This is a genomic window from Geodermatophilus sabuli (assembly GCF_010686765.1).
Taxonomy (GTDB): Bacteria; Actinomycetota; Actinomycetes; order Mycobacteriales; family Geodermatophilaceae; genus Geodermatophilus; species Geodermatophilus sabuli_A.
In genome coordinates this window covers 13013-33509 of sequence record NZ_JAAGWF010000017.1, presented here as the reverse complement: position 1 = coordinate 33509, position 20497 = coordinate 13013, and the positions used below count along the sequence as shown (strand labels likewise).

Annotated in this window: 19 protein-coding genes; 9 read left to right on the top strand and 10 right to left on the bottom strand. The window is 75.1% G+C overall.

The annotated features are described in order from the left end of the window. Window positions 1-26: 26 nt before the first annotated feature. Complete coding sequence (locus tag GCU56_RS15110) at window positions 27-1574, top strand: MFS transporter (protein WP_163482575.1); 1548 nt, start codon at window positions 27-29, stop codon at window positions 1572-1574. Between the two features lie 106 nt (window positions 1575-1680). Here GCU56_RS15110 and GCU56_RS15105 read toward each other — a convergent pair whose 3' ends face one another. The 3 genes from GCU56_RS15105 to GCU56_RS15095 all read right to left on the bottom strand — a co-directional run bounded on the left by GCU56_RS15105 (window position 1681) and on the right by GCU56_RS15095 (window position 4900). Continuing rightward, window positions 1681-2646, bottom strand: a complete 966-nt coding sequence (locus GCU56_RS15105; protein ID WP_163482574.1) for a cytochrome c oxidase assembly protein — start codon at window positions 2644-2646, stop codon at window positions 1681-1683. 111 nt (window positions 2647-2757) lie between these two features. Further along, entirely contained in the window at window positions 2758-3675 is a 918-nt protein-coding gene (locus GCU56_RS15100; protein WP_163482573.1) for a cation diffusion facilitator family transporter, read from the bottom strand. Between the two features lie 121 nt (window positions 3676-3796). After that, window positions 3797-4900: a M23 family metallopeptidase gene (locus GCU56_RS15095; protein WP_163482572.1), complete on the bottom strand. Its 1104-nt coding sequence runs from the start codon at window positions 4898-4900 to the stop codon at window positions 3797-3799. A gap of 291 nt (window positions 4901-5191) precedes the next feature. Here GCU56_RS15095 and GCU56_RS15090 point away from each other — a divergent pair, with 291 nt between their 5' ends. From GCU56_RS15090 to GCU56_RS15080, 3 genes are all read left to right on the top strand, one after another. After that, entirely contained in the window at window positions 5192-6373 is a 1182-nt protein-coding gene (locus tag GCU56_RS15090) for an alcohol dehydrogenase catalytic domain-containing protein (protein WP_163482571.1), read from the top strand. A gap of 191 nt (window positions 6374-6564) precedes the next feature. Further along, a complete protein-coding gene (locus GCU56_RS15085; protein WP_163482570.1) occupies window positions 6565-7767 on the top strand; it encodes an MFS transporter in 1203 nt (400 codons plus the stop codon). Between the two features lie 29 nt (window positions 7768-7796). Then, the gene (locus tag GCU56_RS15080) at window positions 7797-8675 is read left to right on the top strand and encodes an oxidoreductase (RefSeq protein WP_163482569.1); all 879 of its coding nucleotides are present in this window, start codon (window positions 7797-7799) and stop codon (window positions 8673-8675) included. A gap of 67 nt (window positions 8676-8742) precedes the next feature. On the opposite strand, the gene GCU56_RS15075 is transcribed toward GCU56_RS15080, so the two are convergent. Next, window positions 8743-10077, bottom strand: a complete 1335-nt coding sequence (locus GCU56_RS15075) for a D-arabinono-1,4-lactone oxidase (protein WP_345771857.1) — start codon at window positions 10075-10077, stop codon at window positions 8743-8745. 110 nt (window positions 10078-10187) lie between these two features. Here GCU56_RS15075 and GCU56_RS15070 point away from each other — a divergent pair, with 110 nt between their 5' ends. Both GCU56_RS15070 and GCU56_RS15065 read left to right on the top strand, forming a co-directional pair. Beyond that, complete coding sequence (locus tag GCU56_RS15070) at window positions 10188-11414, top strand: amino acid deaminase/aldolase (protein ID WP_163482568.1); 1227 nt, start codon at window positions 10188-10190, stop codon at window positions 11412-11414. 135 nt (window positions 11415-11549) lie between these two features. Continuing rightward, on the top strand, window positions 11550-12386 hold the full coding sequence (locus tag GCU56_RS15065) for a DUF4190 domain-containing protein (RefSeq protein ID WP_163482567.1): 837 nt from the start codon (window positions 11550-11552) through the stop codon (window positions 12384-12386). 93 nt (window positions 12387-12479) lie between these two features. Here GCU56_RS15065 and GCU56_RS15060 read toward each other — a convergent pair whose 3' ends face one another. The 3 genes from GCU56_RS15060 to GCU56_RS15050 form a co-directional block, all read right to left on the bottom strand. Beyond that, window positions 12480-12878 carry a hypothetical protein gene (locus GCU56_RS15060; protein WP_163482566.1) on the bottom strand — a complete coding sequence of 133 codons (399 nt, stop codon included), beginning with the start codon at window positions 12876-12878 and terminating at the stop codon, window positions 12480-12482. 83 nt (window positions 12879-12961) lie between these two features. Next, complete coding sequence (locus GCU56_RS15055) at window positions 12962-14581, bottom strand: ATP-binding cassette domain-containing protein (protein WP_163482565.1); 1620 nt, start codon at window positions 14579-14581, stop codon at window positions 12962-12964. A 93-nt stretch (window positions 14582-14674) separates the two neighbouring features. Beyond that, window positions 14675-14869: a three-helix bundle dimerization domain-containing protein gene (locus GCU56_RS15050; RefSeq protein ID WP_163482564.1), complete on the bottom strand. Its 195-nt coding sequence runs from the start codon at window positions 14867-14869 to the stop codon at window positions 14675-14677. Window positions 14870-15074: 205 nt separating this feature from the next. On the opposite strand from GCU56_RS15050, the gene GCU56_RS15045 reads away from it, so the two are divergent. Next, entirely contained in the window at window positions 15075-16346 is a 1272-nt protein-coding gene (locus GCU56_RS15045) for a phosphoribosyltransferase family protein (protein WP_163482563.1), read from the top strand. A gap of 33 nt (window positions 16347-16379) precedes the next feature. On the opposite strand, the gene GCU56_RS15040 is transcribed toward GCU56_RS15045, so the two are convergent. From GCU56_RS15040 to GCU56_RS15035, 3 genes are read right to left on the bottom strand one after another with little or no spacing between them, the layout of a single operon-like run. Beyond that, a complete protein-coding gene (locus GCU56_RS15040) occupies window positions 16380-16811 on the bottom strand; it encodes a DUF1801 domain-containing protein (protein WP_163482562.1) in 432 nt (143 codons plus the stop codon). 11 nt (window positions 16812-16822) lie between these two features. Continuing rightward, window positions 16823-16948 (bottom strand): hypothetical protein, encoded by a 126-nt coding sequence (locus tag GCU56_RS24690; protein ID WP_275585910.1) that lies wholly within the window; start codon window positions 16946-16948, stop codon window positions 16823-16825. 10 nt (window positions 16949-16958) lie between these two features. Then, window positions 16959-17558, bottom strand: a complete 600-nt coding sequence (locus tag GCU56_RS15035) for a methyltransferase domain-containing protein (RefSeq protein ID WP_163482561.1) — start codon at window positions 17556-17558, stop codon at window positions 16959-16961. Between the two features lie 179 nt (window positions 17559-17737). Between GCU56_RS15035 and GCU56_RS15030 the strand changes: the two genes are divergently transcribed. Together GCU56_RS15030 and GCU56_RS15025 are read left to right on the top strand one after the other, a co-directional pair. Further along, on the top strand, window positions 17738-18709 hold the full coding sequence (locus GCU56_RS15030; RefSeq protein ID WP_163482560.1) for a hypothetical protein: 972 nt from the start codon (window positions 17738-17740) through the stop codon (window positions 18707-18709). An 87-nt stretch (window positions 18710-18796) separates the two neighbouring features. Further along, window positions 18797-20362, top strand: coding sequence for a hypothetical protein (locus GCU56_RS15025; protein WP_163482559.1), 1566 nt, complete (start codon window positions 18797-18799; stop codon window positions 20360-20362). Window positions 20363-20497: the final 135 nt, after the last annotated feature.

Below are 20497 nucleotides of genomic sequence, written 5' to 3'. Positions count from 1 at the left end.
CCCGAGCGCGACCCCGAGGACCACCCATGACAGACCCCACGCCCACCCGCGCCTCCGGCGCCGGCCACATCGGTGACGAGCCGTACCCGAGGCGGTGGCTGGCGCTGGCGGTCATCGCCGTCACCATCCTGATGGTCATCCTCGACGCGACCATCGTGAACATCGCCATGCCGGCCGTCGCCGCCGATCTGGACATCGCCTCGGCCAACCTGCAGTGGATCGTCACCGCCTACACGCTCACGTTCGGCGGACTGCTGCTGCTCGGTGGCCGGATCGCCGACTTCTGGGGGCGCAAGCGCACCTACCTGGTCGGCGCCGGCGGCTTCGCGGTCGCCTCCGCGCTGGGCGGCATCGCGACCAGCGAGGAGCTGCTGTTCGCCGCGCGCGCCCTGCAGGGTGCCTTCGGGGCGCTGCTGGCCCCCGCCTCGCTGGCACTGATCACGGTCCTGTTCACCGACGCGAAGGAGCGCGCCAAGGCCTTCGCCGTCTACGGCGCGATCGCCGGTGGCGGCTCGGCCGTGGGCCTGCTGCTCGGCGGCGTGCTCACCGAGTACGCCGACTGGCGCTGGTGCTTCTGGGTCAACGTGCCGGTCGCCGTCCTCGCGATCGCGGCGGCGATCCGCATCGTGCCGGAGAGCCGGACGCCGGGGGACACCAGCTACGACGTCCCGGGGGCCGTCCTCGGCACGCTGGGCCTCGCGTCCTTCGTCTACGGCTTCACCCGCGTCGCCCAGGCCGCCGAGGAGAACGCCGCGACCGGTTCCACCGACAGTGCGTGGGCCGACCCGTGGGCCCTGCTGTTCATCGGCGTGGGGGTGCTGGCCGTGGCCGCCTTCGTCGTCGTGGAACTGCGCACCCGCAACCCGCTGCTGCCGATGCGGCTGCTGCTCGACCGCAACCGGGGTGGGGCCTACCTGACCTCGACCCTGGTCGGGGCGGGACTCCTCGGCGCGTTCTTCTTCCTCAGCCTCTACTTCCAGCAGGTGCTCGGCTACACGCCGGTCACGGCGGGCTTCGCGTCGCTGCCGACCACGCTGGGCGTCCTGGTCTCCGCCGGCGCGGCCAGCGGCCTGGTGCCGAGGGTCGGTCCGAAGCCGCTGATGGTGCTCGGCGGGCTGCTCGCGGCCGCCGGCCTGTTCGTCATGTCCTTCCTCGAGGTCGACAGCGGCTTCTGGGGGCTGGCCTTCCCCGGCCAGCTGCTGCTCGGCCTGGGGCTGGGCTTCACGTTCGTCCCGCTGTCGAACCTCGCCCTCATCGGCGTGGGCGGGCACGACGCCGGCGCGGCCAGCGCGGTGCTCAACGCCACGCAGCAGATCGGCGCCTCGATCGGCACCGCGCTGCTCGCGACCCTCTCGGTCGGCGCGATCACCGACTACGTCACCGGCGTCGCCACCAGCGGGGGCAACCCGCAGGACCCGGCTGTCGTCCTCCAGGCCCAGGTGGAGGGCTACACGACCGCGTTCACGTGGGCGGCCGCCCTGCTCGTCCTCGGCGCGGTGGCCTCGGCGCTGCTGATCAAGGCGACCAAGGACGACATCCCCACCGACACCGACGCCGTCGCGCACGTCGGCTGAACCGGGCGTCCGCGGTCGATCATGGGCTCGTTGCTGACGCGAGCGGGATGTCCCGCCGTGTCGCCGGCGACGAGCCCATGATCGACGCGAGGTCGAGGTCGCGGGGTCAGGAAGGCGACGTCCGCGTCGCCATGGCCCGCAGCCGGGCGTTGTAGGCATCCAGCTCGGCGTCCTCGGTGCGGACGGCGGTCCGGTCGATCCGGCGCGCACGCCGCTCCTCGGAGCCCATCCACGAGAACAGCACGACGACCATGACGAACACCGTCGGCAGCTCGCCGAAGGACCAGGCGATGCTGCCGGCGGTGCTCTGGTCGGACAGCGGGTCCACCCCCCAGGCCGCGGGTGGGTCGGCGAAGGTCGACACGACCAGCGAGCCGGCCATCATGACCGCGACGCCGAAGAAGGCGTGCAGGGGCATGGGGATCAGCAGCTCCAGCATCCGCGCGCCGTGGCCGATGCTCCGCGGCCAGGGGTCCTGCCCCAGGATCGGCCCGAAGAACAGCAGTCCGGTCACGGTGAAGTGGGCCAGCATGAACTGGTGGCCGAGCGGATCGCCCATGAGCGCGTCGAAGACCGGCGTGAAGTAGACGCCGTACAGGCTGGCGAGGAAGAGCGGCAGCGTGAACGCCGGGTGCGAGAGGAAGCGCGCGACCCGGCTGTGCAGCGCGTCCAGGAGCAGGGCCCGTGGGACACCGACGAGCCCCTTGCCGCGGGGCAGGGTGCGCAGGGCCAGCGTGACCGGTGAGCCGACGAGCAGCAGCAGCGGCGACACCATCGACAGCACCATGTGCTGGGCCATGTGCACGCTGAACAGCACCATGCTGTAGCCGTTGAGCCAGGTGCCCGTGACGGCGAACAGCGACAGGCATCCGACCATCCAGGCGGCGGTCCGCCACCACGGCCAGGACACCCCCGAGCGGCGCAGGCGGACGACCGCGACGAGGTAGCCGGCCACGCCGAGCAGGCTGAGCACCGCCAGCACCGACCAGCCGTCGAGGTGCGGCAGGAACATCCGTCCCCAGGTCGGCGGCTCGGCGGGCACCCACATGCCCGAGTGCGACCCGTGCTCCACCGCTGCCTCCTGCCCGACCGTCCAGTGCTCCCCCACTGTCCCACCCCGACGTCCCCGTACCGGGTCCCGACCCGAGCCGGCGAATGGCGGGACCCTGCGGGGGGTCCTTCTTCAGTCGTGTACCGGCGCCTCGTGTCCGGCGTGCGTGGCGGCCTCGAGCTGGAAGGTGCAGTGCGGGACGTCGAAGTGGCTGCCCAGGCAGGCACAGAGGGCGTCGAGCACCCGGCCGCCGTGACCGGCCTCGAGCGCCTCGTCGGTCACCACGACGTGCGCGGAGAGCACCGGCAACCCGGAGGTGATCGTCCAGGCGTGCAGGTCGTGGACGTCCAGCACGCCGTCCACCCCGAGGATGTGCTCACGCACCTCGCGCAGGTCGACCCCGCGGGGCGCGGTCTCCAGGAGCACGTCGACGGCCTCCCGCAGCAAGGACCAGGCGCGCGGCAGCACCAGGCAGCCGATCAGCACGGAGGCGAGGGTGTCGGCCGGCGTCCAGCCGGTGGCGGCGATCACGACCGCGGCCACGATCACCGCGACCGAACCCAGCGCGTCGCCGAGCACCTCGAGGTGGGCGCCGCGCACCGCGAGCGAGTCGCGCCGGCCGCGGTGCAGCAGGGCCAGGCCGACGAGGTTGGCCGCCAGGCCGGCCACGGCGACGGCGAGCATCACGCCCGAGCCGATCTCCGGCGGGTCCCCGAACCGGCGGACCGCCTCCACCAGCACGTAGCCGGCCACGGCCATCAGCAGCAGGGCGTTGGCGACCGCGGCGAGGATCTCGGCGCGTTGCCAGCCGAAGGTGCGGCGGCCCCGCGCCGGTCGCTGGGCCAGCGTGACCGCGCCGAGGGCCAGGGCGATCCCCAGCGCGTCGGTGGCCATGTGGCCGGCGTCGGCCAGCAGGGCGAGGGAGCCCGACACGAGCGCGCCGACCACCTCGGCGGCCAGCACGGCGACGGTCAGCGCGAGGACGACCACCAGCCGGCGGCGGTGCCCGGCCGAGGCGGTGACCGGACCGTGCGCGTGCCCGTGCCCCATCTGCCCCTCCCAGCCGGCGCCGCTGCTGCTGCCTCCGAGTGTGCCGCACCAGCACGGCGCCCCCCGCCCGCGAACTGCGGGAGGGGGGCGCCGGTGCGTGCTGGGGCTGCGGGGCGCTGGTTCAGACGGCCACGCCGCGGTCTCGCAGCCACGGGATCGGGTCGATCTTCTGCCCGTTGAGCCCGCCCACGTGCACCTCGAAGTGCAGGTGCGGGCCGGTGGACTGGCCGCGGTTGCCGAGCAGCGCGATGGTCTCGCCGGCCTGCACCACCTGGCCCGGCGACACGAGGATCTCCTCCATGTGGCCGTAGACGGTGACGTCGCCGTTCTCGTGCTGGACGTAGACGACGTTGCCGTAGCCGCTGGCCGGGCCCGCCTCGAGGACGATCCCGTCCATGGCGGCGTACTCCGGCGTCAGCATCGGCGCGGCCAGGTCGATGCCGGCGTGCTGGGTGCCCCACCGCGCTCCGAAGCCACTGGTCAGCCGCGCTCCGGAGACGGGGAGGACGGCGTCGGGACGGGCGGCCTCCGCCGCGGCCTCCGAGGCGAGGCGGTCGGCGTCCGCCTGCACCTGCGCGGCCGCGGCCTGCTCGGCCTCCCGGGCGGTGCGGCTGGCGGTCATCTGCTCCAGCCGGGCAGCGGCGTCGTCCTCGATCACGGCGGACTGCGACTGCTGGTCCAGGCCGAGCTCGGCGGCGACGCTGACCGAGGCGGTCTCCGCCTCGGGTGCGTCGGCCTGCGCCACGTGGTCCCCCGCGGTGACGAGGGCCAGCCCGGTGGCCCCCACCAGCGCGACGGCCAGGAAGACCGCCGGACGGCGGGCGGCCGACGGGGGCGCGAACCGGAGGCGCCGGCCGCGCCCGCTCCGGGGGACGGCCACGACCGTGGATGCGGCACCGGTGGGCGCGGCGTCCTCGGCACGGACGTCGGTCAGGTCCTCGATGCCGGCCCGGGCGGTGGCCTCGGCCAGCCCGGTCAGCCCGGCCAGGTCCGTCACCTCGGCGAGCTCGGGCGTCCGGTCCTCGGCGGGTCGGTCGGTACCGATGGTCCCCAGCAGCTGCGCGTCCCCCGAGCGCTGCGTCGGGATGGTCGGGTCTGCCGTCTCAGGGACCGGGCGGGGCGTCCGTCGCGGGGACGGGGCCGCGGCCGTGCCGAGCGGGGTCCGTGCGCCCGGAGCGGGCGCCGTCCCCTCGACGAGGAGGCGGTCGTGGTGGAGCGGAGTCATGCACCTGGCTTCCGTGGGGAACGGGGGACGTCGTGCGGGTGTCCGGCTCGCGAACGGGACCCATGTAAACATGCCGTTATCGGTTCGTGATGTGAGAACGGGGGTCCTGACCTGCACATTTGTGGCGTGGCCCACAAAGCTGCAGCCATGTGATTCAGCGGTGCGTCCAACCGACATGACTGTCTGTGCGGGGCGCGCCGAGTTGCGGCGGAAACAGGGGCGATCCAGCTCACGACGGGGCAGAAGGACCCTGTCGGAGCTCTCCGACGCCGATCCGAGGAGCACATCCCCATGCGCGCAGTGACCTGGCACGGCCGAGCCGACGTCCGGGTGGACACCGTCCCCGACCCCACGATCCAGGACCCCACCGACGTCGTCATCGAGGTCACCTCGAGCGGCATCTGCGGCTCGGACCTCCACCTGATCGAGGTGATGGCGCCCTTCATGAGCGTCGGTGACGTGATGGGACACGAACCGATGGGCGTCGTCCGCGAGGTGGGGTCCGCGGTCACCGCCGTCAAGCCCGGCGACCGGGTCGTCGTGCCGTTCAACATCTCCTGCGGCACCTGCTGGATGTGCTCGCAGGGCCTGCAGTCCCAGTGCGAGACGACGCAGAACCGCGACCAGGGCTTCGGGGCCTCCCTGTTCGGCTACACCAAGCTCTACGGGCAGGTGCCCGGTGGGCAGGCCGAGTACCTGCGGGTGCCCTTCGGCAACACCCTGCCCATCAAGGTCCCCGCGGGCCTGCCGGACGACCGCTTCGTCTACCTCTCCGACGTCCTGCCCACCGCCTGGCAGGCGGTCCAATACGCCGCGACCCCACCCGGCGGCACGCTGCTGGTGCTCGGACTGGGCCCGATCGGCGACATGTGCACCCGCATCGCCCACCACCTGGGGATCGACAAGGTGTACGCGTCCGACGTCGTCCCCGAGCGCCTGGCCCGGGCGAGCGCCCGCGGCACGAACGTCATCCGCTCCACGGACCGCAAGGAGGTCCTCCAGGCCATCCAGGACGCCACCGACGGGCGGGGAGCCGACGCCGTCATCGACGCCGTCGGCATGGAGGCGCACGGCTCGCCCCTGGCCTCGCTCGCGCAGAAGGCGACGGCGATCGTCCCGGACGCGATCATGGAGAAGGTCATGCAGGTGGCCGGCGTCGACCGGCTCGCGGCCCTCAACACGGCCATCGACACCGTCCGCCGCGGCGGCACGATCTCGCTGTCGGGTGTCTACGGCGGCGCCACCGACCCGCTGCCGCTGATGCGCATGTTCGACAAGCAGATCCAGTTGCGGATGGGCCAGGCCAACGTGTGGCGCTGGGTGCCCGACATCCTGCCGCTGCTGACCGAGGGCGACCCGCTCGGCGTCGACGACTTCGCCACGCACCGGGTGCCGCTGGAGCAGGCGCCCGAGGCCTACGCCAACTTCCGGGAGAAGAAGGACGGCGCGGTCAAGGTGCTGCTGCAGCCCTGACCCCCCGTGCGCGTCCGCGGACCGGCCCGGTGCCGATCCGCGGACGGGCACGGCCTGTGAGCAGCCCCACGTCGGGTTCGGGGCATGCCGTGCGGGGGCAGGGCCTTGCCCCGAGGGAGGGTCGGTAGGCCCCCCGGCCGGACGACGGAGTCCGCACCCCCAGTCGTCCGCTCTCCCTGGAGTCGCTCCCCGTGCCCCGCGCCCTGCTCGCCCTCGCCATCGGCGCCTTCGGCATCGGCACCACCGAGTTCGTCGTGATGGGCATGCTGCCCGAGATCGCGGCCGGCCTCGGGGTGTCCGTGTCGGCGGTCGGCATGCTGATCTCCGCCTACGCCGTCGGTGTGGTCGTCGGCGCCCCGACCCTGACCGCGCTGGGGGTCCGCTTCTCCCCCCGCCAGACACTGGTCGCCCTCATGGTCGTCTTCGTCGTCGGCAACGCGCTGTCGGCCGTGGCCCCCACCTACGAGACGCTCGCCGCCGCCCGGGTGCTCACCGCCCTGGCGCACGGCTCCTTCTTCGGCGTGGGCGCCGTCGCCGCCCGCCGGCTGGTCGCGCCCGATCGGTCCACCCAGGCCATCTCGCTGATGATGGTCGGCCTCACCCTCGCCAACGTGATCGGCGTGCCGCTGGGCACGTTCGTCGCCCAGCAGACCAGCTGGCGGCTCGTGCTCGGCGGGATCGCCGTGATCGGCCTGGTCACCATCGCCGGCCTGCTGGCCTGGCTCCCGGCCGGGGTGGGCGAGCCGAGCGACCTGCGGTCCGAGCTGGCCGCGTTCCGTCGCAGTCAGGTGTGGCTCGTGCTCGGCCTGACGATGGTCGGGTTCGCGGCGCTGTTCGCCGTCTACAGCTACGTCAGCCCGATCCTCACCGAGCTGGGCGGCATCCCGACAGCGTGGGTGACACCGGTGCTGGCCCTCTTCGGGGTGGGCACCACGGTGGGCACCCTGGTCGGTGGCCGGTTCGGCGACCGGTACGGCTTATCCTTCGTCGCCGTGGGCCTCGTGGCGACCGCCGTCATCCTGGCTGCGTTCGCCTTCCTCGCCCGCACGCCGGTCGCTGCCGTCGTCCTGCTCGTCCTCTTCGGGACCGTGTCGTTCTCGCTCGGCCCGGTGGTCCAGAACGGCGTCATCGAGGCGGCGCGGGTGCGCGGCGGCAGCCTGGTGGCGGCAGCGAACCAGGGGGCGTTCAACGTGGCCAACGCCCTGGGTGCGGCGCTGGGTGCGCTGGTCCTCTCCGCCGGGTTCGGCTACACCGCGCCGATCTGGGTGGGCGCCGTCCTCGCGCTCGTCGGCGCCGGGATCGCCGTCCTCGCGCGCGGGATCGGCCGCCGCGCCGACGAGCCGGTCGCGGCCGGTGCGGAGGTCCCCGCCGAGGTGTGCGGCGCCACCGTCTGACCGGCCGATCCACGGGTAGGGGGCCAGACATGACCAACCCCCTGGAGCGAGCCGGGCAGTTCCCCCTCGGCGACCGGTCGGTGCACCGCCTCGGTTACGGCGCGATGCAGCTCAGCGGCCCGCACGTGATGGGACCTCCGGCCGACCGCGCCGCCGCGGTCGCCGTCCTCCGCCGTGCGGTGGAGCTGGGGGTGGACCACATCGACACCAGCGACTACTACGGCCCGCACGTCACCAACGAGGTGATCCGGGAGGCTCTGCACCCCTATCCCGACGACCTGGTGCTGGTGACGAAGGTGGGGGCGCGCCGGACGCCGGAGGGCGGCTGGCCGGAGGCCCTCTCGCCCGAGGAGCTGCGCTCGGCGGTGCAGGACAACCTCGACCACCTCGGCGTGGACGTCCTCGACGTGGTGAACCTGCGGATCACCCAGATCGCCGGGCCGGGCGAGCGGTCGATCGCCGAGTCGTTCGAGGCCCTGGCGGCGATGCAGCAGGAGGGGCTCATCCGGCACCTCGGGGTGAGCCACGTGACGACGCAGCAGCTGGCCGAGGCCCGGTCGATCGCGCCGGTGGTGTGCGTGCAGAACCACTACAACCTGGTGCACCGGCACGACGACCCGATGATCGACGCGCTGGCCCGCGAGGGTGTCCCCTTCGTGCCGTTCTTCCCGCTGGGCGGCTTCACGCCGCTGCAGTCGGCGGCGCTGGACACCGTCGCCCGCCGGCTCGAGGCCTCCCCCATGCAGGTCGCGCTGGCCTGGCTGCTCGCCCGCAGCCCCAACGTGCTGCTGATCCCCGGGACGTCGACGGTGGCGCACCTGGAGGAGAACCTCACCGCCGGTGCGCTGGCGCTCGGCCCGCGCGAGCTCGAGGAGCTCGACGCGATCGGCGGCACCCCCACCGCCTGAGCGCCCGCCCGGCCGCGGCGCCCCGGCACCGGGGCCGGGCTCGGCGCCCTGGTGGCGGGCCCGGGGCTCAGCGCCCTGGGGCCGGGCCGAGCACGCGGTCGAGGTGGGCGTTGGCCAGCACGCCGGTGGGGTCCAACCGGTCCCGGACGGCCAGGAACTCGCCGAACCGCGGATAGCGCTGCCGCAGCACCGCCGCGTCCAGGCCGTGCAGCTTGCCCCAGTGCGGCCGCCCGCCGACCTCCCCGGCGATCGCCTCGAGCGCGGCGAACCACGGCCCCGGCTCGGTGCCGGCCGGCACGTGCGCGGCGATGTAGGCGGTGTCCCGCCCGGACGCCGTCGACAGCGGGATGTCGTCGGCGGCGGCCAGCCGCACCTCGACGGGGAAGGCGGTGCGCCAGTCGCCGTCCTCGTGCACCCGGCGCAGCTGCTCGAGCACCGCCGGCGCCTGCTCGCGCGGCACGGCGTACTCCATCTCGAGGAAGCGCACCCGCCGGCGGCTCACGAACACCCGGTGGGAGTGGTCGGTCCAGCTGCGCCGACCCAGGGCTCGCGCCGAGACCCGCGCCAGCGGCGGCACCAGCGCGGGCAACCGCCGTCCGGCAGCCACCACCCCGGCGAACGCGGCGTTGGCGAGGATCTCGTCGTCCCAGACCGCCCGCCAGCGGGGCAGCGGGTCCAGGCCGACGCTCAGCGGCACCCGGGTGTTGCACTTCAGCAGCGTCGCGTCGGTGTGCGGGAACCAGTAGAACTCGACGTGGTCGGTGGAGGTCATCAGTTCCTCGAAGCACTCCAGCGCCGCGCTGAGCCGGCCGGGCCCCTCGACGGCGTGCAGCGCGAACGCTGGCTCGGCCTGCAGCGTCACCGCGGTCACCACCCCGAGGGCACCCAGACCGACCCGCCCGGCGGCGAACACCTCCGGGTGGGTGCCGGCGTCGCAGTGCAGCACCTCCCCCGCCGGGGTCACCAGCTGCAGCGCCCGCACCTGGGTGGCGAGCCCCCCGAAGCCGGCACCGGTGCCGTGCGTGCCGGTGGCCAGGGCGCCGGCCACGCTCTGCCGGTCGATGTCGCCGAGGTTGGTCAGCGCCCAGCCGGTGCGGGCCAGCTCGGCGTTGAGCCGGTACAGGGGCGTGCCCGCACCCACGGTGACCAGCCCGTCGTCCCCCACGGTGATGTGGCAGAGCTCGTCGAGCACCAGCTGGGTCTCCTCCGGCCGCCCGATGGCGCTGAAGGAGTGGCTGCTGCCGATGGGCCGCACCCGCCGTCCGGCCAGCGCGGCGGCCGTCAGGACGGCGACCACGTCGTCCACCGACGCCGCGCGGGCCACCATCACCTCCGCGCGCTGGTTGCCGCCCCAGTTGCGCCAGCGCACCGCAGGGTCGGACCACGCCCGCTCAGCCGTCACCGGGTCCTCCTCCGCGGTCGGTCGCAGCGACTCTGCATGGCGGTTCTACGCAGGTCAACGGCCCGTCCAGGGGGTTGACCGTCCGCTGTCGGACGGCGACCCTCGCGGGGATGCCCGCCCGCCTGCACGCCGCCCCGCTGTCGGCCCGTACCCGTCTGGACCGGGCCACCGCCGACCTCGACCCGCCACTGGCCGTCGTGGACCTCGACGCGCTCGACGCCAACGCCGCCGACCTCGTCTCGCGGGCCGCGGGCCGGCCGATCCGGGTGGCGAGCAAGTCGGTCCGCTGCCGGGCGCTGCTCCGCCGGGTGCTGGCCCGTCCCGGTTTCGCCGGCGTGCTGGCCTACACGCTCGCCGAGGCGCTGTGGCTGACCGGCGGCGAGGACCCGGTCGCGACCGACGTCGTCGTCGGCTACCCCACGGTCGACCGCGGCGGCCTGCGCCGGCTGGTCACCGACGAGACCGCGGCGGGCCGGGTGACGCTGATGATCGACTCGGTCGGGCACCTGGACGCCGTCGACGCCGTGGCACCGCCGGGCCGGCGCCCGCCGGTGCGCGTCTGCCTCGACGTCGACGCCTCGCTGCGAGCCGCCGCCGGCCGGGTGCACGTGGGCGTGCGCCGCTCCCCGGTGCACGACCCGGCGGAGGCCGCGACGCTCGCGCAGGCGGTGGCCGGCCGTGCGGGTTTCACCCTGGCCGGCGTCATGGCCTACGAGGCACAGATCGCCGGCGTCCAGGACGCCCCCGCGCGGCGGCCGCTGCGGGGGCTGGCGGTGCGGGCGCTGCAGGGCATGTCGGCGCGGGAGCTGACGACCCGGCGGGCGGCGGTCGTGGCCGCGGTCTCCGCCGTCGCACCGCTGGAGTTCGTCAACGGCGGCGGCACCGGCAGCCTCGAGCGGACCGCGTCCGATCCGTCGGTGACCGAGCTGGCGGCGGGGTCCGGCCTGTACTGCCCCACCCTCTTCGACGGCTACCGGGCGTTCACCGCGCGGCCGGCCGCGCTCTTCGCGCTGCCGGTCACCCGGGTGCCGGCGCCCGGTGTGGTCACCGTCGCCAGCGGTGGCTGGACCGCCTCCGGACCGGCCGGTGCCGACCGGTTGCCGCGGCCGGTGCACCCCGCGGGGCTGCGCCTGCTCCGCGCCGAGGGCGCCGGGGAGGTGCAGACCCCGCTCCGCGGCCCGGGCACGCGGGCCCTCGCCGTCGGTGACCGGGTGTGGTTCCGGCACGCGAAGGCCGGGGAGCTGTGCGAGCACGTCGACGTCCTGCACACCGTGGTGGGCGACGCGGTCACCGGTGCCGTCCCCACCTACCGGGGCGAGGGACGGGCGTTCGGCTGAGCCGGGCAGCGCGTCACCGGGTGCTCGTGAGGCGCGTGGTGAGCGCCCTCCCCGTGTCAGCCGCGACCTCCACGGGACGACCGACCGCACGGATACGGTCCCGTCCGTATCCGTGTGTCAGCCCGAGGAGTCCACGTGTCCCACCCGAGCCAGGCCCCCTACCAGCAGTACGGGCCTCCGTCCTACGGTCCGCCGTCCTACGGCCCGCCGCCGAAGCAGGGAGCGGGGCTCGCGATCGCCTCGATGGTGCTCGGCATCATCGCGCTGCTGCTGTGCTGGATCCCGATCATCAACAACCTCGCTGCGGTCATCGCGGTCGTCGGCCTGGGCCTGGGCATCCCGGCGCTGATCCGCGCTCGCCGGGGGACCCACAACGGCACCGGCATGGCGATCACCGGCCTGGTGACCTCGGTGCTCGCCATCGTCCTCGTGATCCTCACCCAGATGCTCTTCGTCAAGGCCATCGACGAGGTGCAGGACAGCCTGGACGAAGGCCTCGCGCAGGTCGAGGCCGCGCCCGTCGACCCGGGTGGGGCGGAGGACGTCGCCGAGACGGCGGAGGTCGTGCCGCTCGGGGTCCCCGCCCAGGTCGGTGACTACGAGGTGGTCGTCGACGGTGTCGACGTGGACGCGAACGCGACCGTGGCCGGGGCGAACCAGTTCAACGAGCCACCCGCCGGCCAGTACGTGATCACCCAGCTGACGGTGACCTACACCGGCGCCGAGGAAGGCACGCCCGGCTTCGACCTGACGGCGATCTTCCACGGGACCGACGCCCGCCAGTACAGCGACGCGGAGTGTTCGGCGGTCCTGCCGGACGACGCCATGTCGGCACCCACCCTGAACCCCGGCGGCTCCGACACCTTCCAGTTCTGCATGGACGTGCCGCCGGCCGCGATCCCGGGTGGCCAGCTGTCGATCGAGCCCACGCTGAGCTTCGACGACGAGCGGGTGTTCTTCGCCGTCGCCTGACCTCCTCGACCGACCGCGACCCCGCCGTTGATCATGGGGTCGTTGCTGCCGACTCGGCGCCACATGCCGGCGCGACGTGCACCAACCCCATGATCAACGCGGCGGCCGGTCGCCGGCCAGCGCCCGGGCGGACGCGGCGTCGGCCGCGTCGAAGCCGAGCTGGCCCACCGCGCCGTGCTGTGCGGCCTGGCCGTCGATCCAGCGGCGGTGCGCCTCCCACGCCGACTGCCGCGTGGTCCCCGACGCCTGGCCGATCTCGGCCCACGAGGCGCCGGCCGAGCGGGCCGTCCGGACCGTCAGCTGCCGACCCTGGCCGGCCTTGCGGGCGATCACCTCGGCCAACGCCAGCAGCTCCAGCGCCTCGGCACGGCCCAGCGGTCGCGGTCCGTCGGGCTCGTCGGGATCGGCGAGGGAGTCCCGCGTCCGCAGCTCCTCGTACCTGCGGACGGCCGTGGAGAGGGTGTGCTCGCGGTCTAGTGCGTCGACGTCCATGCCCCAGCGTCCGTCAGGTCACCCTGACTGTCAAGCCACCCTGACGGTCCAGCCGCCCTGACGTCGAGGCGGCCGGGTGCCGGTCAACGGGCGCGCTGCACCCGGGTCTCGTCGAAGACCGGCTCGGCCGACTCGTAGACCCGGCCGTCGGCGCCGAACACCACGAACCGGTCGAAGGACCGGGCGAACCAGCGGTCGTGGGTGACGGCCAGGACCGTGCCGTCGAAGGCGGCCAGCGCCTCCTCCAGCGCCTCGGCCGAGAGGACGTCGAGGTTGTCGGTCGGCTCGTCGAGCAGCAGCAGCGTCGATCCCGACAGCTCGAGCAGCAGGATCTGGAACCGCGCCTGCTGCCCGCCCGACATCGTCCGGAACGGCTGCTCCCCCGCCTCGGCCAGCCCGTACCGGCGCAGCGCCGCCATCGCCCGGCCACGGTCGACTCCCGGCCGACCCGGCTCGCCGTGCCACAGCAGGTCGACCGGCGTGCGGTCCTGCCACTCGGGATGGGCGTGCGTCTGGGCGAAGAACCCGGGGACGACGCGCGCGCCCAGCCGCCAGTCGCCGGTGTGGGTCACCGACTGGCCGGCCAGCAGCCGCAGGAAGTGCGACTTGCCGGCTCCGTTGGCACCCAGGACGCCGACCCGGTCGCCGTAGAAGACCTCCAGGTCGAACGGCTTCATCAGCCCGGTCAGCTCCAGCTGCTCGGCGATGACCGCCCGCACGCCCGTGCGCCCGCCGCGCAGCCGCATCGCCACCTTCTGCTCCGGCGGGCGCTCCGGGGGCGGACCGGCGGCCTCGAACTTGGCCAGCCGGGTCTGCATCGCGTGGTACCGGTTGGCCATGTCGGGCGAGTTCGCCGCCTGCTGCTGCAGCGTCCGGACCAGGTCGACCAGCCGCTGGTGTTCCTCGTCCCACCGCCGGCGCAGCTCGGCCAGCCGCTCGTGCCGCGCCGTCCGGGCCGCGTGGTAGCTGACGAACCCCCCGCCGTGGACCCACGCCGTCCCGCCCTCGACGGTGACCACCCGGTCGGCGACCCGGGCGAGCAGCTCCCGGTCGTGACTGACGAACAGCACGGTCTTGCGGGTGTCGAGCAGCCGCTCCTCCAGCCACCGCTTGCCCGGGACGTCGAGGTAGTTGTCCGGCTCGTCGAGGAGCAGCACCTCGTCGGGGCCGCGCAGCAACGCCTCGAGCGCCAGCCGCTTCTGCTCCCCGCCGGAGAGCGTGTTCAGCTCCCGGTACTTGCACCCGTCGTAGGGGACGCCGAGCGCGGCGACGGTGACGGTGTCCCAGGTGACCTCGACGTCGTACCCGCCGACGTCGCCCCAGTGCGCGAGCGCGTTCGCGTAGGCCATCTGGGTGGGCTCGTCGTCGTCCTCCATCATGGCCAGCTCGGCGGCCTCGACGGCGTGCCAGGCCTCCTGGACGGCGGGCGGCGCGAGGTCGACCAGCATCTGCTGGACCGTCGTGTCGTCGCGGACCGAGCCGATGAACTGCCGCATCACACCCAGGCCGCCGGTCCGGGCGATCGCGCCGGACTCCGCGGCGAGGTCGCCGGAGATGATCCTCAGCAGCGTCGTCTTCCCGGCACCGTTCTCACCGACCAGCGCCGCCCGGGCACCCTCACCGACGCGGAAGCTGACGTCGTCCAGCAGCACCCGCCCGTCGGAGAGGGTGTGCCGTACCGCGCTCACGTCCACGTAGCCCACCGGGACATCCTCCGGGACCGGGCAACCGGGTTCCACCGGCCGTCGGCCCCGTCCCGCCCGGGGCCTGCGACGGGTGGGTGGGACCGGGTCCCCTCAGGCCACGGACAGCAGGCGTTCGCGCGCCAGGCGCTCGACCAGCTCGGGCAGCGCGGTGGCCGGCACGCCGCTGAGGTCCCGCCGGCAGTTGCGGACCACGGTCCCGATCACCTGGGGCCGCAGACGGGCCCGGAACTCGTCGGCGAGGCGGGCGACGGCCTGGTCGACGGCGGGGTCCTCGGTGAGCGGCATGCGGTGGCCCCTTCGTGCGAGCGGGTCCGGGCGGGTAGCGGCGCCGTCGTGGCGCTGCGGAATCGGTCCCCACCACCGTGTCGGGCGTCGATCCCCGGCACCAGGGACCTTCGTCCCGGCCGGGCCGACACGCCGGGAGCCGGGACCAACGTCCCCTGGCGGGCTCCGCCGCCTCCCGCCGAGCATGGGGTCGAGGAGGTGGCTCGTGCCGTTCCACGACCGCCGGGACGCCGGCCGCAGGCTCGGCCGGCGACTGGCGCCGATGGCCGGACCCGCCGTCGTCGTCCTCGGTCTGCCCCGCGGTGGGGTCGCCGTGGCCGCGGAGGTCGCCACGGCGCTGGGCGCCCCGCTGGACGTCGTCCTCGTCCGGAAGCTCGGCCTGCCCCGGCGTCCGGAGCTGGCGATGGGGGCGGTCGGCGAGGACGGCGTCCTCGTGGTCAACGACGACGTCGTGCACGCGGCCCGCGTCGACGCCGAGGCCTTCGCCGAGGTGGAGCGGCGCGAGCGGGCGGAGGTGGCGCGGCGCGCCCGGGACTACCGCGACGTGCGTCCTCGCGTGCCGCTGGCGGGCCGGACGGCGCTGGTGGTGGACGACGGCCTGGCGACCGGCGCGACGGCGCGAGCGGCCTGCGCGGTGGTGCGGGCCGAGGGCGCCGGGCGCGTGGTGCTGGCCGTCCCGGTGGGGTCACCGGCCACGGTGCGGCAACTCGCCGGTGAGGTCGACGAGGTGGTCTGCCTGGAGAGCCCGTCCGGGTTCGCCGCGGTCGGGCAGGCCTATGACGACTTCCGCCCCACCGGCGAGGCGGAGGTGGTGGAGCTGCTCCGCCGGTCGGGTCCCCGCCCCGTCCGGGACGAGGAGGTGTCGGTCGACGCCGGGCCGGTCCGCCTGGCCGGGCGACTGACCCTGCCCGCGGCGGCCTCCGGCCTGGTCGTCTTCGCCCACGGCAGCGGCAGCGGGCGGCACAGCCCCCGCAACCGCCGCGTCGCCGAGGTCCTCGCGGGAGCCGGCCTGGGCACGGTGCTGGTCGACCTGCTCTCGCCCGCGGAGGAGGCCGGGCGGGCCGCGGTGTTCGACATCGAGCTGCTGGCCGGCCGGCTGGCCGCGGTCACGCGGTGGCTGCGCGCGCAGCCGGCGTGCGCGGGGCTGGAGGTGGGCTTCTTCGGCGCCAGCACCGGGGCCGGGGCCGCGCTGGTGGCCGCCGCGGACGCCGGGGTGGCGGCCGTGGTCTCCCGCGGTGGGCGGCCCGACCTGGCCGGGCCGGCGCTGGCGGGCGTCCGGGCCCCGACGCTGCTCGTCGTGGGCGGCCGTGACGACGCCGTGCTGGAGCTCAACCGGCTGGCGCAGGCCCGGCTGCGCTGCCCGAACCGGCTGGCCGTGGTCCCCGGGGCCACGCACCTGTTCGAGGAGCCGGGGACGCTCGAGCAGGTGGCGGAGCTGGCGCGCGACTGGTTCCTCACCCATCTCCGGCGGGCCTGACCGAGGTGACCCCGTCCACCCACGTCCGCACGGTCAGGCGGCGTAGTAGGCGTTGTCCCCGTTCCGGGTCGCGGCGACCGCGTCACGCAGCAGGGTGGCGAGCTCGCTCCCATCGACCCGATCGAGCGCGGTGAACCGGATGCAGCTCTTGCCGCAGGAGACCCTGCCGAGGCGTGCCGCGCGGGTCTCGGCGAGGTACTCCCCGTCGACGACGGCGCAGACGTAGAGGGACAGGTGCCGCTTCTGCGCCGCGAGGGCGATCAGCGGCCACATCGTCGTCTCCTTGGCCGACCTCGGCCGGTAGGGCATGAGCCCGTAGCCGAGCATCCGGCCGCTGCCGGCGGGCACGAGCTGCCGGTCGATGCCCGGAGCGGCCGCCATGACCAGCGCGTCCGCGCGGCGCAGCTCCTCCTCGCGCGGGCCGGCCTCGGCGAACCAGGCCTCGATCTCGTCGGGCGCGCTCATCGTCGACCTCCTCAGCCGAATGCGATGGACAGCACGGTCGCACCGGCCACCACGAGCATGGCGAGCACGACGACCATGGCGACCAGCCGGCGGCGGCGTTGCGCGTCGCGTCCACCGGCACCGCCCATCCCCATCACGGGCGGGAGGCTACCGCCGGGGGACGACGGTCCGGGCGCGCCGCCGTCCCCAGAGCAGGGTGTCCAGCGCGGTGCCGGCCGGGACCTCCCGGTGCACCTGCTCCAGCCGCTCGACGTCGAGCAGCTCGGCCACCGGGGCGAGCCGCGACACGCTGTGCAGGATCGCCGGGTCCTGCGGGCCGCCGACACCGTGGGCGACGTTGTCGACGTCGTGGCCGAGCACCAGCAGCCGACCACCGAGCCGCAGCCAGCCGACCGCCCGGCGCAGCAGCGACACCGCCTCCTCCTCCGGCAGGTGCAGGTAGGCCACCAGGACGAGGTCCAGTGAGTCCGGCGGTGCCGCCCAGGTCAGGACGTCGGCGGTCACCCACGTGACCCGCTCGGCGCCGGGTCGCTCCCGGCCGCGGGCGAGCCCGGTGGCGGAGAAGTCGACCGCGGTCACCCGCCATCCGCGCCCGGCCAGCCAGAGCGCGTGCCGGCCCTCTCCCGCCGCGAGGTCGACCGCCGTCCCCGGAGGCAGGACGCCGACCAGCTCGGCCACCAGCGCGTTGGGCTCGGCCGACCACTGACGCTGCTCGGCGTATCGGGCGTCCCAGTCCTGTGCCTGCACGTCCGGCAGTGTCCCGGACGAGCCGTCGGACGGGGCGCGGCAGTTGCGCCGTCACCGTGGGTGAGGGCGGCTGGGAGGAGTCCACCCGGTCGGGGGACCCGTCTCGACGCGCGCCCGGCGGCGCGGCTTCCTAACCTCAGAGTCACCGAACGATTCCGCGGAGTGAGGGAGGTGGGTGGGTGTCCGAGCAGAGTGCACCTGCGCCCACCCTCCGCCGCGTCCGTCGCCGGACCGTCCCCCGCTGGGCCGCGCGTGCGGCCCTCCTCGCGGGCCTCGGCGGCGCCCTGTGGCTGGCCGGCACGTCCGGCGCCACGGCCGACGCTGCACCTCCGCCGACCGGCGGCCTGAGCGGGACCGTCGCGGCCCTCGCCGACGTCCCGTCACTCGTGACCGACCCCGTCGTGGCGGCCGCCGAGCCGGTGGTGGCGGAGGTCCTCACGCCCGTGGCCGCCACGGTGGCGCAGCCAGTGGTCACCGACGTGGTCCACCCGGTCGTGACGCCGCTCGTGCAGACCGTGGTCACCGAGGTGGCCGAGCCCGTGGTCACCGAGGTCGTGCGCCCCGTGGTCACGGCCGCCGTGCAGCCCGTCGTCACCGAGGTCGTCCATCCCGTGGTCACCGAGGTCGTGCAGCCGGTGGTCACCGCCGTCGTGCGGCCCGTGGTCACCGGGGCGGTCGCGCCGGTCCGGCCCGTGGTGGGGCCGTCCGCGGTCCCCGGCGTCGGCCCCGTCGCCGCGACCGGCGGGCCCGTCGCGGTCGAGACCGTCGTCCCGGTCACCGTGCAGCAGCCGCAGGACGGCGCGCAGGCGACCACGCAGTCCACCGTCGCCGGCCCGACGCCGGCCGCGGGCACCACCGTGGCGCTGGCCGGCGACCCCGCGGCCGGCGGGCCTGCCGCCACGACCGTCAGTGACCCCGGGGCGGACACCGTGCCGCCGGCGGGTCCGACCGGCCCGTGGCAGGGCACCGCACCCGGCGTCCCCTCCTCTCCGGGCACGGCCGGTTCCGCCGGCTCCGGCCCGGACGGCGGCAGCGCCGTCCTCTCCGCCGCTCTCCCGGCCGCCGTCCTGGCCGCCGCGGGCGCGCGGTCCGACACCGCCCGCGACGCGGCCGGGAACGTCGCCGCAGACCCCTCCTTCTCTCCCGACTGAGTACCGCCGACCGGCTCTCCGAGCCGGCACGGCAGGACACCGGCCCGTCCGTGGCCGGTCCACTCAGACCCTGGAGAGAGATCAGCGATGAACGCATGGGTGAAGCGCGGCCTGCGCACGGCCCTGCTCACCGGAGGCCTCCTGGCCGCCGGAGCAGGTGTCGCCGCAGCCGACGAGAACGACCTGGTCGCCGACGTGATCGGCGCGACGACGACCGTGCCGGTGCAGGACGGTGCCGTCCTGGGCACGCCGGTGGTCACCGGCACCGGCGAGGACCTGTCCGTGGGCGGCGGGGCCGGCGACGGCGTCGTGCTCCCGGTCGACACCGACACCGCACCGGGGACGACCGTCCTCGACGGCGACGGCGGCGGCGATGGCGATGGCGGTGGAGTCAGCGTCCCGGTGCGCGTCACCGAGGCCGACGACGCCCCGCCGGACCCGGCGGACGGCCTGACCGTCACCGTCCCGGTCAACACCTCCGGCGGCGGCACGGCGGGCACCACGATCACCGCGCCGGTGGTCACCGGCGACGTCGGCGACGTGCTCGACGGTGACCTGCTGACCGCGGACGAGGTCGACGTCGACCTCGCCGACCCGCTGGTGCCCGGGCCGGACGGGGCCGGGCTCCTGCTCGACCTGGAGGGCACCGTCACCATCGGGGACACCGACGGCACGACCTCGCCGGGCACCGTCCTCGAACTGCCGGTCGGCCTCGACGGCGACCGGCCGACCACGGTGACCCTGCCGCTGCCGGGCACCGCCGGCGGCAGCGGACCGCTCTCCGGGGAGGACGTCGACGTCGCCGTCGGCGGACTCGTCGGCGACGGCCGTGACCCCGCGGAGGCGCCCGCGGAGCACGACCCGCTGCTGAGCCTGCCGATCGGCACCGGTGACCTGCTCACCGACCTGCTCGGCGGGGACGCGCTGCACGACGACACCGTCGACGTCGACCTCGGCGGCCTGCTGGGCGGCGGAGCCGGCACCGGGTCGGTGATCGCCGTCCCGGTCAACGAGGGAGGCACCGGCACGGGCAGCGACCTCCTGGTCCGCATCACCCTGCCGATCGACCCGTCGGGCCTGACCGGGCCCGGCGCCGGTGACGGTCACGACCCGGACGACGCCGGCACTCCCGGCGACGGCGACACGGGTGACGGCGACACCGGCGACGGGGACACCACCGGCGACGGCGACTCGGGCGATGGTGACACCACCGGCGACGGCGGCTCCTCCGGTGACGGCGCCGCTCCCGCTGACGGCACGGGCCTCGCGCCCGGCGTGGTCGGCGGCCCCACCTCCGGCACCAGCGGAAGCGGCACCGGCGGAACCGGCGGCGCCTCCGCCCACGGCCACGACGGCGACTGCACCGGCACGGGTACCGCTCCCGGCACCACCGGCGGTGCCATCGACGGCGGCCCCGTGACCGGCGCGGCCGGCGAGGGACCCGCGGCCGCGGGTGCCACGGGCGGCGACGCCACCACCGGGGCGGCGACGGACGCGTGCGGGACCGGTTCGCCGCAGGCGACCGCGACGCAGCCGGCGTCGTCCGCGACGGTCGCCACCACACCGGTGACGGCCACGGCCGCTGCCCTGGCCCTGCTGGCCGGGCTGGTCCTCGCGGCCGGCCGGGGCCGGTTCTGGAGGGTCCGCGGGTAACTCGCACACCCGGTGGCCCGGACGTCGCACTCGGCGTCCGGGCCACCGGCGTGCGTACCGGGCGGTCCGGCGGGCAGGCGGCCGGCCGGTCCCCTGCGCGACTGCGCCTCGGCGCTCACCTGGTTCCGACCCCCG